This is a genomic window from Buchnera aphidicola (Eriosoma grossulariae) (genome assembly GCF_964059045.1).
Classification (GTDB): Bacteria; Pseudomonadota; Gammaproteobacteria; order Enterobacterales; family Enterobacteriaceae; genus Buchnera_D; species Buchnera_D aphidicola_A.
In genome coordinates this window covers 1-15,413 of sequence record NZ_OZ060402.1, presented here as the reverse complement: position 1 = coordinate 15,413, position 15,413 = coordinate 1, and the positions used below count along the sequence as shown (strand labels likewise).

Annotated in this window: 13 protein-coding genes and 1 pseudogene; 3 read left to right on the top strand and 11 right to left on the bottom strand. The window is 21.2% G+C overall.

Annotated elements, in window-relative coordinates; all coding sequences use genetic code 11:
- Window positions 1–115 precede the first annotated feature (115 nt).
- Together rnpA and rpmH are read right to left on the bottom strand one after the other, a co-directional pair.
- Window positions 116–460, bottom strand: a complete 345-nt coding sequence (gene rnpA, locus AB4W51_RS00070) for a ribonuclease P protein component (protein ID WP_367676595.1) — start codon at window positions 458–460, stop codon at window positions 116–118.
- 12 nt (window positions 461–472) lie between these two features.
- On the bottom strand, window positions 473–616 hold the full coding sequence (gene rpmH / locus AB4W51_RS00065) for a 50S ribosomal protein L34 (RefSeq protein WP_367676594.1): 144 nt from the start codon (window positions 614–616) through the stop codon (window positions 473–475).
- A gap of 462 nt (window positions 617–1,078) precedes the next feature.
- On the opposite strand from rpmH, the pseudogene dnaA reads away from it, so the two are divergent.
- The 3 genes and pseudogenes from dnaA (at window position 1,079) to gyrB (ending at window position 6,177) form a co-directional block, all read left to right on the top strand.
- Window positions 1,079–2,442: pseudogene (gene dnaA / locus AB4W51_RS00060) on the top strand (chromosomal replication initiator protein DnaA).
- 4 nt (window positions 2,443–2,446) lie between these two features.
- Window positions 2,447–3,559 carry a DNA polymerase III subunit beta gene (gene dnaN, locus AB4W51_RS00055; RefSeq protein WP_367676593.1) on the top strand — a complete coding sequence of 371 codons (1,113 nt, stop codon included), beginning with the start codon at window positions 2,447–2,449 and terminating at the stop codon, window positions 3,557–3,559.
- A gap of 203 nt (window positions 3,560–3,762) precedes the next feature.
- A complete protein-coding gene (gene gyrB / locus AB4W51_RS00050) occupies window positions 3,763–6,177 on the top strand; it encodes a DNA topoisomerase (ATP-hydrolyzing) subunit B (RefSeq protein ID WP_367676592.1) in 2,415 nt (804 codons plus the stop codon).
- 208 nt (window positions 6,178–6,385) lie between these two features.
- Here gyrB and atpC read toward each other — a convergent pair whose 3' ends face one another.
- The 9 genes from atpC to mnmG form a co-directional block, all read right to left on the bottom strand.
- Window positions 6,386–6,793 carry an ATP synthase F1 subunit epsilon gene (gene atpC / locus AB4W51_RS00045; RefSeq protein ID WP_367676591.1) on the bottom strand — a complete coding sequence of 136 codons (408 nt, stop codon included), beginning with the start codon at window positions 6,791–6,793 and terminating at the stop codon, window positions 6,386–6,388.
- A 37-nt stretch (window positions 6,794–6,830) separates the two neighbouring features.
- Window positions 6,831–8,216: a F0F1 ATP synthase subunit beta gene (gene atpD, locus AB4W51_RS00040; protein WP_367676590.1), complete on the bottom strand. Its 1,386-nt coding sequence runs from the start codon at window positions 8,214–8,216 to the stop codon at window positions 6,831–6,833.
- A gap of 17 nt (window positions 8,217–8,233) precedes the next feature.
- On the bottom strand, window positions 8,234–9,106 hold the full coding sequence (atpG, locus tag AB4W51_RS00035) for a F0F1 ATP synthase subunit gamma (protein WP_367676589.1): 873 nt from the start codon (window positions 9,104–9,106) through the stop codon (window positions 8,234–8,236).
- A gap of 36 nt (window positions 9,107–9,142) precedes the next feature.
- On the bottom strand, window positions 9,143–10,681 hold the full coding sequence (atpA, locus tag AB4W51_RS00030; protein WP_367676588.1) for a F0F1 ATP synthase subunit alpha: 1,539 nt from the start codon (window positions 10,679–10,681) through the stop codon (window positions 9,143–9,145).
- A gap of 14 nt (window positions 10,682–10,695) precedes the next feature.
- Window positions 10,696–11,229, bottom strand: coding sequence for a F0F1 ATP synthase subunit delta (locus tag AB4W51_RS00025; RefSeq protein ID WP_367676587.1), 534 nt, complete (start codon window positions 11,227–11,229; stop codon window positions 10,696–10,698).
- Between the two features lie 11 nt (window positions 11,230–11,240).
- Entirely contained in the window at window positions 11,241–11,711 is a 471-nt protein-coding gene (locus AB4W51_RS00020) for a F0F1 ATP synthase subunit B (RefSeq protein ID WP_367676586.1), read from the bottom strand.
- A gap of 117 nt (window positions 11,712–11,828) precedes the next feature.
- Window positions 11,829–12,068, bottom strand: a complete 240-nt coding sequence (gene atpE / locus AB4W51_RS00015; protein WP_367676585.1) for a F0F1 ATP synthase subunit C — start codon at window positions 12,066–12,068, stop codon at window positions 11,829–11,831.
- Window positions 12,069–12,119: 51 nt separating this feature from the next.
- Complete coding sequence (atpB, locus tag AB4W51_RS00010; RefSeq protein WP_367676584.1) at window positions 12,120–12,938, bottom strand: F0F1 ATP synthase subunit A; 819 nt, start codon at window positions 12,936–12,938, stop codon at window positions 12,120–12,122.
- Between the two features lie 358 nt (window positions 12,939–13,296).
- The gene (gene mnmG / locus AB4W51_RS00005) at window positions 13,297–15,204 is read right to left on the bottom strand and encodes a tRNA uridine-5-carboxymethylaminomethyl(34) synthesis enzyme MnmG (protein WP_367676838.1); all 1,908 of its coding nucleotides are present in this window, start codon (window positions 15,202–15,204) and stop codon (window positions 13,297–13,299) included.
- Window positions 15,205–15,413: the final 209 nt, after the last annotated feature.

The following is a 15,413-nucleotide window of genomic DNA, read 5'->3' as shown; positions in this document are numbered from 1 at the left end:
ATATTTTTTGAAAACAATACAATTTAAATAAAATAAATTATAGTAATTATTCAAATAAAATAGTTAATAAAAATTTTTTGATGAAATATATTAAAATACAAGAATAAAAAATTTTTTATTGATAATATTCCATCCATAAAATTTTTAAAATATTAATTAATGTTATATTATTATTCTTTTTTGCGTTTTTTTTTACAATTACAACAAAATCCATGTGTGATAATTTATATTGTGATAATCTAAAAGTTTCTCGAATTAATCTTTTAATACGATTTCTTTCATGAGATTTATTAATATTTTTCTTAGATACAATTAAACCGAGACGAGGATAAAATAAATTATTTATACAAGATAATATAATAAATTCTTTGTAAATTACTTTATTTTGTTTTTTAAAAACATAGTTAAAATTTTTTGATTTTAATAATTTTAATTTTTTTTTAAAATAATATCTACACATTACATATAGATATTATTTAGAAGAAACAGTTAAACAAGCACGCATTTTACTTCTTCTACGAGATAAAATATATCGTCCATTTTTAGTTGACATACGAGAACGAAAACCATGTCTACGATTTCTTTTAATAATAGATGGTTGGAATGTTCTTTTCATTTTTTTATCCTTATATTTTATTTATTAATATATTTATTTTCATTATATATATTGTTCTAGTAAATTTATGTCAATTCTATCATATGTAATTTATTTACCAAGGTTATTGCTTATGGCTATGGCATTGAAAAATCTTTTTTAAAGATAAAAATCAATTTATGTTTAAAATATTTTTTATTAATATATATATCATTAATAAAATTATATTTTAAAAAAATATAATTATAAATATTTTTATTGATTGTTATTGTTTATATTTTTTATAGTAAATATATATAATTATTACATAAATTATAAAATATTAAAAATATGAAAAAAGATATTTTTAATAATAATTTTTAAAATATACATTAAATAATAATTTTATTTTTTTATTTGTTTTTAATCTTATAAAAATAAAAAATATAAAAAAATATTTTTCTATTAATCTATGTTGTTAAATTATTAATTATGGAGAATATTGTGTCATTATATATTTGGAAATATTTTTTAACTATTTTGAAAAATAAATTGTCACCAATTGAATTTAGTATGTGGATTAGACCATTAAAAGCTCAATTAATAAATAATAATATATTTGAATTATATGCTCCAAATCAATTTGTTTTAGATTGGATTAAGAAAAAATATCTTCATGATTTTAATCAATTACTTTATAGTTATTTTGGACCTAATCATCCTTTATTAAAAATTAAAATTATTCAAGAAATTTTAAATAAAGAAAAAGAAAAATCAATTAAAATAAAAAAAAAAATAATTTTATGATAAATCAAATTCATATTAATCAATCTCAATTAAATTTATCTTATTGTTCAAATATTAACAAAAACTATAATTTTGATAATTTTGTAGAAGGAAAATCTAATCATTTAGCACGTTCTATAACATATCAAATTGCAAACAATATTGGAAAAAAATACAATCCTTTGTTTTTATATAGTAAAACTGGTTTAGGTAAAACACATTTATTAAATGCGGTAACAAATAATGTTATTTTAAATAAAAAAAATGCTAAAATTATATATATTAATTCCAAATTATTTATTAAAAATATAATTTATGCATTAAAATATAAAATAATTGATCGATTAAAAAATTATTATAAATCAGTAGATTTTTTTTTAATTGATGACGTTCAATATTTTTCAGATAAAGAAAAATGCAAAGAAGAATTTTTTCATACATTTTATACTTTACTACAAGGAAATCAACAAATTATTTTAACTGCTAATTGTTATCCTAAAGAAATTAAAGGAATAGAAGATTTTTTAAAATTAAAATTTAACTTTGATTTAGTTATAGCAATCAATCCACCTGAGTTAAATACTAGAATGTCTATTCTCATTCATAAAGCTTATGAAAAAAATATTTTATTATCAAAAGATGTAGCTTATTTTATAGCTAAAAAATTACATTCTAATGTCAGAGACTTAGAAATAATAATTAATACAATTATTATAAAATCTATTTTTAATCATAAAAAAATTACAATTAATTTTGTTCAAAAAATATTATACAATTTATTTAATAAAACACAAATAGTAACTATTGATATCATTCAAAAAATGGTATCAAAATATTATCAAATTAAATTAACTGATTTATTATCTAAAAAACGTTTAAGATCAATAGTTTTATCTAGACAAATTGCAATGGCTATTACAAAAAAATTAACTAATTACAGTTTATCAGAAATTGGTAATGCTTTTGGAGGACGTGATCATACAACAGTTTTACATGCATGTAGAACTATAGAACAATTAATACAAAAAAATCATAACATCAATAATGACTTTTTCAACTTAATTAAAACATTATCAATATAAATTTATGAAATTTACTATAGAACAAAAAATATTGTTAGAATCTGTACAAAAAATTAGTATTTTATTAGGTAAGAATATTGATTTTCCAATTATTAATAATATTTTAATCAATGTTACAAAAGGATTTTTATTTTTAATAAGTACTAATTTAGAAATAGAAATAATAGCTAAAATTATTTTATCCACACCTTATGTTATTGGAACAATAACTATTCCTGGACGTAAATTTTTAAATATTTGTCGTTCATTACCACCTCAATCTATTATTCAAGTATATTTAAAAAATGATAAAATAATTTTAAAATCAAATAAAATTTTTTTTTCTTTATCTACTTTAAATAGTAAAAATTTTCCTAAATTTCCAAAGTTCATTAATTCGATTCAAACTAGTTTTATACTACAAGAAAAATTTTTAAAATATATGATTGCATCAACTTATTTTTGCATGGCTAAACAAGATATCAGATCCTATTTAAATGGTATGTTATTTGAAATCAAAAAAAATAATATTCGTAGTGTTACTACTGATGGTTATAGATTAGCTATTTGTAACATTTCATTTCAAAATTTTATTTCAGAATTTTCAATTATTATCTCTCGAATAGGTGTTGTAGAATTAATTAAAATTTTAAATTATTCTAAGGATATGTTAAAAATATTTATTACTAAACAAAGTATATCTATTCAAAAAAAAGATTTAATATTTACTACAAAATTGATAGATGAAAAATTTCCTAATTATTCTAATATTTTATTGAGTAATAAAAAAAAAATTATTGAAATTAACACAAAATTATTACGTAGTTCAATATTAAGAGTTGCTATTTTATGTAACGAACAATTTAGAGGTATATCTTTTATAATTAGTGATAATCAATTAAAAATTACTAGTAATAATCAAATAGATGAATTAGCTGAAGAAATTATCAATCTTCATTATCAAAATAATTTTGAAAAAATAGAATTTTCTTTTAATGTAAATTATATTTTAGATGTATTAAATATTATTCAAGGTGATAATGTTAGATTTATATTAAATATACCAATATCTAGTATTCAAATTGAAGATACAATTAAAACATTTTCTAAATATATTATTATGCCAATTCGAATGTAATTGATTTATTTTTTATTTTTTTCAACAACATTAAAATATTTTTTAAAGATAATATTTTATTATTTTTTTTAAAAATATTTTTTATCCTTTACAAATATATATATAAGTAATGTTATTATACATAAAAATGATAATAAAATAAATATAACAATGTGGACAAAAATAATTAATATCATTTTTATTTATATTGATTAGGAGTATGAATGTCTAATAATTACAATGCATCTAATATAAAAATATTAAAAGGATTGGATGCAGTAAGAAAACGACCTGGTATGTATATTGGTAATACAGATGATGGTAGTGGTTTACATCATATGGTATTTGAAGTAGTAGATAATTCCATAGATGAAGTTTTAGCAGGATATTGTACTGAAATAATTGTGACAATTCACGATGATAATTCAATATCAGTTCAAGATAATGGAAGAGGAATTCCAATAGATTTACATCAAGAAGAAGGTATATCTGCTGCTGAAGTAATCATGACTGTATTACATGCTGGTGGTAAATTTGACGATAATTCTTATAAGATATCTGGTGGTTTACATGGAGTTGGTATTTCAGTTGTTAATGCTTTATCAGAAAAATTAAAATTAGTTGTTTTAAAAAATAATATGTCATATAAACAATGGTATTTTAATGGTGTACCTCAAAGATCATTAGAAGAATTTAATTCTAATAAAAATACCGGAACATATATTCATTTTTGGCCTAGTTATAAAATTTTTAAAAAACAAACAAAATTTGAATATATAGTTTTATCTAAAAGATTAAGAGAATTATCATTTTTAAATTCAAAAGTATCTATTCATTTAAAGAATTTAAAAAAAAATATACATGATTGTTATCATTACAAAGGAGGTATTAAATCTTTTGTTAAATTTTTAAATCAAAATAAATTATCTATTCATTCTCATATATTTTTTTTTGTAGCTCAAAAAGATCAGATTGAAGTGGAAATAGGGATGCAATGGAACAATTCTTTTCAAGAAAATATACATTGTTTTACTAATCATATTCCGCAAAAAGATGGAGGTACTCATTTAGTTGGATTTAGATCAGCTATGACAAGAACTTTCAATACATATATAGAAAAAGAAGGATATAATAAAAAAAATAAAATTAACATTTCTGGTGAAGATGTTAGAGAAGGACTAACAGCTATTATTTCAATAAAAATGTTTAATCCAAAGTTTTCTTCACAAACAAAAGAAAAGCTAGTTTCATCTGAAGTAAAATCAGTGGTAGAATCTTTGATTAACGAATATCTTATTGATTTTTTATTAGAAAATCCTAATGATTCTAAATTAATTCTTGGAAAAATAATAGAATCAGTACGTGTTCGAGAAGCTGCTAAAAAAGCTAGAGAAATTACTAGAAAAACTAATTCATTAGATTTTTTAATAGGATTACCAGGAAAGTTAGCAGATTGTCAAGAAAAAGATCCTTGCTTATCTGAAATTTATCTTGTAGAAGGAGATTCTGCTGGAGGATCGGCTAAACAAGGAAGAAATAGGCGTTTTCAAGCTATTTTACCTTTAAAAGGGAAAATATTAAATGTAGAAAAATCTAGATTAGATAAAATATTATCTTCAACAGAATTAACTACATTAATCAAAGTGTTGGGATGTGGTATTGGTGAAAATGAATATAATCCAGATAAATTAAGATATAAAAAAATTATTATTATGACAGATGCTGATGTAGATGGTTCACATATTAGAACATTATTATTAACTTTTTTTTATCGATTTATGCCAGCAATTATTGAAAGAGGATATATATATATTGCTCAACCACCATTATATAAAGTAAAAAAAGGTAAAGAAGAAAAATATATTCAAAATGATGAAGAAATATTAAAATATAAAATAAAAATAGCATTAGAAAAAATTTCTGTTTATATTAAAAAACCAGAAAAAAAATTAATTAAACCAAATATATTTAAAAAAATTATTGAAGAATATTGTTTAATTAAAAACTTAATTAAAAAAATTTCTTATATTTTACCTCTTAATATATTATATGAATTAATATATCAACCAGTAATAAATAATTTTTATAATTCTTTGATTGTAAAAACATGGATGAATAATTTAATTAATTGTTTAAATAAAAAAGAATTTAATAAATTGCAATATAATGGTTTATTGCAATATAATTTTTTAAAAAAAATATTTGAACCTATCATTACAGTTTCTTCATATGGAGAAAAACATATTTATATATTAAACTATGATTTCATTAATAGTGAAGCATATAAAAAAATTGTTTTATTTAACATAAAAATTAATCATCTAATTAATAAAGATCTGTATATTGAAAAAGATAATGATGTAATCCTAATAAATAACTTGGAAAACACATTAAATTGGTTAATAAAAAAATCTTTAAAAAATATTTACATACAAAGATATAAAGGTTTAGGTGAAATGAATCCTATGCAATTATGGATGACAACTATGAATCCAGAAACAAGAAATATGCTTCAGATAACTATTAAAGATGCTATTTCTGCTAATCAATTATTTTCAATATTAATGGGTGATTCTGTAGAACCAAGAAAAAAATTTATTGAAGAAAATGCTTTAAATGTACAAAATTTAGATATTTAATCTAAAAATAATCTATTTAATCATATTTATTTAAAATTTTTTAAAAAAATTTTTATTACTAATAATAAATTTAAATAATTATAAATATTATTATAATTAAATATAATTCATTATATATACATAAAAATTTTATATTTTTTAAAATTTTTTAAATCAATGAAAGCTTTTTAATTAAAATTTTAATTAAAAAGCTTTCATTGATAACATTTTAATTTTTTGATTTTTTCATCACTTCAATAACTTTCAATTTTGCAATAGTTTGTATTAATTTTATTTTTAAATCAATTTTGTTAACATTATTTTTAATCATTTTTTCTACTTCTTTTTTTGATTTTTTTATTAATTCAATATCTAAATCTACTCCTCGGATTGCTGTATCAGATAAAATAGTAATTAATTGCGGTTGTATTTCTAAAATACCACCGGATAAATAAATATATTCTGTTGTTTTATCTATATTGGTTAAGGCTAATAATCCTGGTTGAATCATGGTTAACAATTGAGAATGACCAGGATAAATTCCAAGTTCTCCTTCTATACCGGATATTTTTATTTTTAATATCTTTCCTGAAAAGATTTTTTTTTCGAGACTAACAACATTAAGATAACAATTCATAATGTATTCCAGTATTAATACATCAAATTATATGTTTTTATTTTTTAAAAGCATCATCAATGGAACCAATCATATAAAAATTTTGTTCTGGTATATGATCACATTCCCCTATAATAATTTTTTTAAAACCATTAATAGTATCTTTTAATGTAACATATTTACCGATACATCCAGTAAATACTTCCGCTACAAAAAATGGTTGAGATAAAAATCGTTGTATTTTTCTTGCCCTACTTACAAGTATTTGATCATCTGATGATAATTCGTCCATTCCTAAAATTGCAATTATATCTTTTAGTTCTTGATAACGTTGTAAAATAGATTGTACTTTTAAAGCTGTTTGATAATGTTCTTCTCCAACGATTTGAGGATCTAATAATCGACTGTTAGAATTTAAAGGATCAATAGCTGGATAAATACCTAAAGAAGAAATATTTCGACTTAATGTCACTGTAGAATCTAAATGAGAAAATATTGTTGCAGGTGAAGGATCTGTTAAATCATCAGCAGGTACGTAAATAGCTTGAATAGAAGTAATTGATCCTTTTTTAGTTGAAGTAATTCTTTCTTGTAATTTCCCCATCTCTTCAGCTAAAGTTGGTTGATATCCAACAGCTGATGGCATTCTACCTAATAATGCTGAAACTTCTGTGCCTGCTAAAGTATAACGGTATATGTTATCAATAAAAAATAAAACATCTTTTCCTTCATCTCTAAACTTTTCAGCTAAAGTTAAACCTGTAAATGCAACTCTGAGTCTATTACCAGGAGGTTCATTCATTTGACCATATACTAATGCAACTTTATTTAATACTTTTGAAGCTTTCATTTCATGGTAAAAATCATTACCTTCTCTTGTTCTTTCCCCAACTCCAGTAAATACAGAGTATCCAGAATGTGCTATGGCAATATTTCGAATTAATTCCATCATGTTAACTGTTTTACCTACTCCAGCACCTCCAAACAAACCTACTTTTCCACCTTTAGCAAAAGGACACATTAAATCTATAACTTTTATTCCAGTCTCTAATATTTCTTGTGAAATAGATTGATCTTCATATTTTGGAGGATTGCGATGTATTTCCCAATATTCAATTTGGTCTCCATTTTTATTTTTAAATTCATTTTTCATATCAATTGGATGACCTAAAACATTCATTATTCTACCTAATGTAGAAGATCCAACTGGAACTTTTATAGCATGTTGTAAATTAATTACAGATAATCCTCTTTTTAATCCATCAGAAGATCCCATAGAAATAGTTCTTACTATTCCTGAACCTAATTGTTGTTGTACTTCTAAAATTATTTTAGAACCTTTATTATGAACTTCTAAAGCATGATATATTTTAGGTACACATTTTGTTGAAAATTCAACATCAATTACAGAACCAATAATTTGAATAATTTTTCCAGCAGACATCTAAACCTCGAATTATTTTATTCATTAGTTGAAATTACAGAAGCACCTGAAATAATTTCAATTAATTCTTGTGTTATTGAAGATTGACGTGCTTTATTATAAATTAATTTTAATTCTTTAATTACATTACTACTATTATCAGTTGCTGTTTTCATCGCAATCATTCTAGCTGCTTGTTCACTTGTTAAATTTTCTAAAATACTTTGATAAATTTGAGATTCAATAAATCGGTTTAACAAGGTATCTAGCAATATTTTGGAATTTGGTTCATATATATAATCCCATCTTGTGATTGCATCTTGTTGTATTGTCTGATTTATTGGTAATAAATTAATAATTTTGGGTTTTTGTATCATAGTATTGTAAAAATGATTATAAGCAATAGATATTTTATCAATTGATTTTTGATTATATTCTTTTAAGAAAATATGAATATGTCCTAATAATTCAGAAATATTTATTTTTTCATGAATACCTGTCATTCCACCTAATATATTAATATTTAAATCATTAAAAAATTTCCAACCTTTAGATCCAAAAATAATTAATTTAAATGTAATATTTTTTTTTGAATACTTTTCAATATATAATAATATTTTTTTAAAAAGATTAGTATTTAAATTACTACATAAACCTCTATCAGTAGAAATAATTATAATTCCGATATTTTTAACTTTTCTTTTTTGAAAATATTGATGTTTGTATTCTAAATTAGCATAAGTAATATGATTGATTACTTTAATTAAATTTTCATAATATGGACGACAATTAAATAATTTTTCTTGAATTTTTTTCATTTTAGATACAGCAACCATTTCCATGGCTTTTGTAATTTTTTTTGTATTAATAATACTATTAATTTTATTTTTTATTTCTTTTACTACAGCCATGATGATTCCTGAATTATCGTTTTTAAAAAATTTGTTTTATTCTTTTATATTAATTTTTTTAATAATTAAATGAAATTCATTTTTTATTTCTTCATTATATAAACCATTTTTATTAATATTGTGTATTAGTTGTTTATGTTTATCATTAAATAATTCTAATAATTTATATTCAAATAAAGTAATATCTTTAACTTCAATATCATCAAAATAATTATTTTCTGAAGCAAATAAAAGTATAGCTTGTTCTGCTATAGATAATGGCATATGTTGTTTTTGTTTTAGTAATTCAGTTATTTTTTGCCCATTTATTAATTGTTTTTTAGTAACATCATCTAAATCTGAAGAAAATTGTGAGAAAGCTTCTAATTCTCTATATTGAGCTAATGCTGTTCTAATTCCTCCAGATAATTTTTTAATTATTTGAGTTTGTGCAGCACTTCCAATCCGAGAAACTGAAATTCCTGGATTTACTGCTGGTCTAATACCAGAATTAAATAAATTACTTTCTAAAAATATTTGTCCATCTGTAATTGAAATAACATTAGTCGGTACAAAAGCAGAAACATCTCCTTCTTGGGTTTCAATAATGGGTAATGCTGTTAATGATCCTGTTTTATTTTTTATTTTTCCTTTAGTCAATTTTTCTACATAATTTTCATTAATACATGCTGATCTTTCTAATAATCGCGAATGTAAATAAAATATATCTCCAGGATATGCTTCACGTCCAGGTGGTCTTTTTAATAGTAAAGAAATTTGTCTATATGCTATAGCATGTTTAGATAAATCGTCATAAATTATTAAAGCGTCTTCACCTTTATTCCTAAAATATTCACCCATGGAACATCCAGAATATGGTGATAAATATTGTAAAGCAGCTGATTCTGATGCTGAAGCTACTAATATAATAGTATTATGTAATGCTTTATGATTTTTTAATTGTTCAACAATATTTACAACATTAGAGATTTTTTGTCCTATAGAAACATAAATACATTTTATATTTGTTTTTTTTTGATTAATAATTGTATCTATAGCAAGTGTTGTTTTTCCTGTTTGTCTATCTCCTATAATTAATTCTCTTTGACCTTTTCCAATAGGAATAATAGTATCTATACATTTATAACCAGTTTGGATGGGTTCATGAATAGATTTTCTGTTAATGACGTTTGGAGCATGGTTTTCAACAGAAGAAAATTGTTTATAATTAATTATTCCTTTTCCATCAATTGGTTCACCTAATGTATTTACTACTCTTCCTAGCAATTCTTCTCCTACAGGAACTTCTAGTATTTTACCCGTACATTTAATAGTCATATTTTCAGTGATATGTGTATAAGGTCCCATAATAATAGCACTGACTGAATCTCTTTCTAAATTTAAAGCAATTGCAAATGTTTTGCATGATGGTATTAACAACATTTCACCTTGCATTACTTGAGATAAACCATATATTTTTATAATACCATCAACAACAGAAATAATTTTTCCTTCATTTTCCATTTTATACTCAATTTCAAATTGAGTAATTCTTTTTTGTATTAATTCACTTATTTCAATAGCATTTAATTGCATACATTATTTTTCTCTTAAAAATTTAATATGTTATTTAATTTTTTAATTTGATTTAAAATTGAACAATCAATAATTTGATCATCTATTTTAATAATTAACCCACCGATAATACTATTATCAATAGTATGTTTAAAAATAATTTTTTTAGAAAAATATTGTAATAGTCTTTCATGAACAATATTTAAAATTTTTAATTCTAATTGAAAAGATGATACAATTTCTAAATTAATTATATTATTATAATTATTTTTTAGATTACAAAAAAAATTAAAGATATTAGGAAATAATATTAATCTTTTATTTTTAGCCATGATTTTTATTAAATTTTTTGTTTTTTGATTAATATGTTTTTCCCCAATTGTAACAAATATTTTAAATAAAATTTCATTATTGAAATAATTATTGTATTTTTTATTTTTAAATAATTCTTTTGAAATTTCTGAACAAAAAAATAATTGTTCATTCCAATCTTGTATAGTATCTGTTTTGATAGCAAGATTAAAAATTGCTTTTGCATAAGGTCTTGATAAAGTAATATAGTAATTCACAATTTTTTTTCTTAAAATTTTGATATTATTTGATGAATAAGATTTTCATGGTCTTTTTTATTAATAGAACGTTTTAATATTTTTTCTGCTATTATTATTGCTAACAATCCTGTTTTTTTTTGTAGTTCCTCATTGATTTTATTATATTTTAATTCTAATTTTAAATTCATTGTTTCCATTATTTTTTGTTCTTCTTTTATAGCTTTTTTTTTTGCTTTTTCAATAATATCATTCTGACTAATATATGCTTTTTTTATAATTTCATCAGATTTTATATGAGCATGTTCTATTATTTTTTTTATTTCATTTTCTTTTAATAATAATTCTGTTTTTCTTTTTTTAATCAAATTAAAAGAATCTATAATTTCTTTTTTTCTTTTTTCAATCATTGTAATTACAGGAGGCCAAATAAATTTCATACAAAACCAAACAAAAAAAATAAACGAAATTGTTTGTCCTAAAATCGTAGCATTTAAATTCAAATTATTTTACCTTGGATTAAATTAAATGTAATTAAATAAAATACAAATCTTTATGCTGTTTACAGCATAAAGATTTGTATAAGAATAATTTTATATATTAAAAATATTTTCATAAAATTATGTAATAGCAAATATCATATATAAAGCTAATCCCACTGCAATCATTGGAATGGCATCAATTAAACCCATTACAACAAAAAATTGAGTACGTAACAATGGAATTAAATCAGGTTGTCTAGCAGCTCCTTCTAAAAATTTTCCTCCTAATAAACTAATACCAATTGCTGCACCAATTGCAGCTAATCCTATCATCATAGCTGCAGCCATATACAACATACCTACGTTAGAATGTTCCATTATTATTTTGCTCTAATGTAAAAATAAAATTTTAAATTATTATTATAATAATTAGTGTTTTTTAGATGCCATGGATAAATATACAATTGTTAAAACCATAAAAATGAAAGACTGAAGAAAAATTACTAATATATGGAAGATTGACCAAGGCACATTTAGAATCCATTGAGACCACCATGGCAATAAACTAGATATCATAATAAAAATCATTTCACCGGCATACATATTTCCAAATAATCTTAATCCTAATGATATAGGTTTAGAAAATAGAGTTACTAACTCTAATCCAAGATTAAAAATAAAAAAAGCAGGATGATTAAATGGTTGTAATGTTATTTCTTTTATAAAATTAATAAAACCTTTTACTTTAAAATTATAATATAAAATTAAAATAAATACACCTATTGACATAGATAATGTAATATTAACATCAGCAGATGGTACTATTCTCATATATTTAATTCCTAATATTTTTTGACCTAAAATAGGTAAATAATCTATAGGTATTAAATCCATAAAATTCATTAAAAAAATCCATATAAAAATTGTTAATGATAAAGGTGCTATTAATTTATTTTTTTCTTGATACATTTCTGTTACATTTTTGTTAATAAAATTTATTATAATTTCAATAAATATTTGTAATTTTCCTGGTGTTTTTTTTTGTAATTTTTTTGAAATTTTATAAAAAATAATTAAAAATATACAACCTAAAAAAAAAGAAAAAAATATTGAATCAATATTAATACTCCAAAAATTATTTAATGTACTATTTTTATTGAAAAAATTTAAGTTGTTTAAATTAATTGTAAAATGTTGTAAATGATGATGAATATAATTTTGAGGATCACTTTTTCCAGATGAAAACATAAAAAATATTTTTCCTTTTATTACATTTATAATATTTTTATAATGTATTGATTTATTTTAATAAATAATCAAGATAAAAAATATTTTTGATTAAATTTAAAATAATTAATTAAATGTATTTAAGATGTTTAATTTAAACTCAATTATTGATATATTTATTATCCAAAAAATAATTTTTATTATTTTTGAATAAATATTATTTATTTTAATATATATTAAAATTTAAATTTTTATGAATAAATTTATAATTATTATTATTTGAAATAGTATATATATAAATATTTATTTTTTTAAATTGGTAATTTTAAAAAATAAAAAAATTAATATAATTTTATATTATGAATAATATATAAATAATTTAATTGTTATTGTTTTTTTTATATTTATTAATTAAATATATTTTTTTTAAATAAATTAATATTATTGATATTGCTGCAGGAGTAATTCCAGAAATTCTAGATGCTTGTCCTATAGTCATTGGTTTGTAAGTATTTAATTTTGATATGACTTCTTTTGATAAACCTACTATTTTTGTATAATCGATGTATGGAGATAAATTAGTATTTTCATTTTTTGTTTGTTTTTTTATTTCATTTTCTTGACGTCGAATATATCCTAAGTATTTTATTTCTATTTCAATTTGTTCTAATATTTCGGTTTCATAATGAACATTCGGTATTAATTTTATTTTCATGAGATCTTTGTAGTTAATTTCAGGTCTTTTTAACAATTCTTCAGCAGTAATTTTTTTTTTAATATTAATACATTTTTTATTCTTTAAATATAGTGTTGATTCTGTATTAGGATGAAAAATCATTGTTTTTAATTTTTCTTTTGTTTGTTTTATTTTAATTATTTTTTGATTGTAATATTCCCATCTGTATTCATCAATCAAATTTAGTTTTTGACCTATTTCAGTTAATCTTATATCAGCATTATCTTCTCTTAATAATAACCTGTATTCAGCTCTTGATGTAAACATACGATATGGTTCAGTCGTGCCTTTATTACAAAGGTCATCAATTAAAACACCTATGTAAGCTTGTTCTCTTTTTGGAAACCAAGGTTCTAAATTTGATGCATATAAACTAGCATTTATACCAGATAATATTCCTTGAGCAGCTGCTTCTTCATAACCAGTAGTACCATTAATTTGCCCTGCTAAAAATAAACCATTAATTATTTTACTTTCTAATGTTAATTTTAAATCTCTAGGATCAAAATAATCATATTCAATGGCATAACCAGGTTGAATGATTTTAGTTTTTTCTAAACCTACAATAGAATTAATTATTTCTTTTTGTGTTTCTAATGGTAGACTAGTTGAAATTCCATTTGGATAAATAATATTAGTAGTTAAACCTTCTGGTTCTAAAAATATTTGATGACTATTTTTGTCTTTAAAACGAAAAACTTTATCTTCTATTGAAGGACAATATCGAGGTCCTATACCTTCTATTTTACCTTGATATATTGGACTTTTATAAAAATTTAATCTGATAATTTCATGAGTTTTTTCATTAGTGTTGGTAATATAACAAGGTATTTGTAATGGTCTATTATGATTTTTTTTTATAAATGAAAAATATGGTGTTGGATTATCCCCATGTTGAATATTTAATTTTTTATAATCAATAGTTTTTCCATCTAATCTTGGTGGTGTTCCTGTTTTTAATCGATTAATTTTAAATGGCATTTCTCTTAATCGTTTTGATAAAATTATAGAAGATTGATCTCCTATTCTACCTCCTTTTAATTTATTTGATCCAATATGGATTGTACCATTTAAAAATGTTCCTGTAGATAATATTACAGATATTGCATAGATTTTTTTTTTGTTTTTAGTGATTATACCTTGAATAAAATCATTTTTGATTATTAAATCTTCAACTTCATCTTCAATAATAAATAAATTTTTTTGTTTTTTTAATAATCTAATCATATTTTGTTGATATAAGATTCTATCTGTTTGTGCTCTTGTTGATTTTACTGCTGGTCCTTTTTTGGAGTTTAATATTTTATATTGAATACCTGCATAATCAGTGACTATAGCCATTAGACCACCTAATGCATCAATTTCTTTTACTAAATGGCTTTTTCCAATTCCACCAATTGCTGGATTACATGATAATGAACCTATTGTATTAATTTTTTGTGTTAATAATAAAGTTTTTTTTTTCATTCTTGCAGCAGCTGATGCTGCTTCAGTTCCAGCATGTCCTCCTCCTATAACAATTACATCAAAAATATTTTTTGTCATAAATATATTAACCTACTTTTTTAAAATTTTTATTTTTATGATCTTGAAAATTAATAGAATTATACAAATAAAAAAAAAAATATACAAATAAAAAAATTGTAAAATATGATAATAAAAAAATATATTAAATATTTGATTATATGAAAATACTAATAATATTTTATTTAATTAATAATATTTATTATAAATAAATGATATTAAAACGTTTTGCATAT

Excerpts from the sequence above, each read along its gene's own strand:
- rnpA (WP_367676595.1), bottom strand. The coding sequence starts at position 460 with ATGTGTAGATATTATTTTAAAAAAAAATTAAAATTATTAAAATCAAAA.
- rpmH (WP_367676594.1), bottom strand. The coding sequence starts at position 616 with ATGAAAAGAACATTCCAACCATCTATTATTAAAAGAAATCGTAGACAT.
- dnaN (WP_367676593.1), top strand. The coding sequence starts at position 2,447 with ATGAAATTTACTATAGAACAAAAAATATTGTTAGAATCTGTACAAAAA.
- gyrB (WP_367676592.1), top strand. The coding sequence starts at position 3,763 with ATGTCTAATAATTACAATGCATCTAATATAAAAATATTAAAAGGATTG.
- atpC (WP_367676591.1), bottom strand. The coding sequence starts at position 6,793 with ATGAATTGTTATCTTAATGTTGTTAGTCTCGAAAAAAAAATCTTTTCA.
- atpD (WP_367676590.1), bottom strand. The coding sequence starts at position 8,216 with ATGTCTGCTGGAAAAATTATTCAAATTATTGGTTCTGTAATTGATGTT.
- atpG (WP_367676589.1), bottom strand. The coding sequence starts at position 9,106 with ATGGCTGTAGTAAAAGAAATAAAAAATAAAATTAATAGTATTATTAAT.
- atpA (WP_367676588.1), bottom strand. The coding sequence starts at position 10,681 with ATGCAATTAAATGCTATTGAAATAAGTGAATTAATACAAAAAAGAATT.
- atpE (WP_367676585.1), bottom strand. The coding sequence starts at position 12,068 with ATGGAACATTCTAACGTAGGTATGTTGTATATGGCTGCAGCTATGATG.
- atpB (WP_367676584.1), bottom strand. The coding sequence starts at position 12,938 with ATGTTTTCATCTGGAAAAAGTGATCCTCAAAATTATATTCATCATCAT.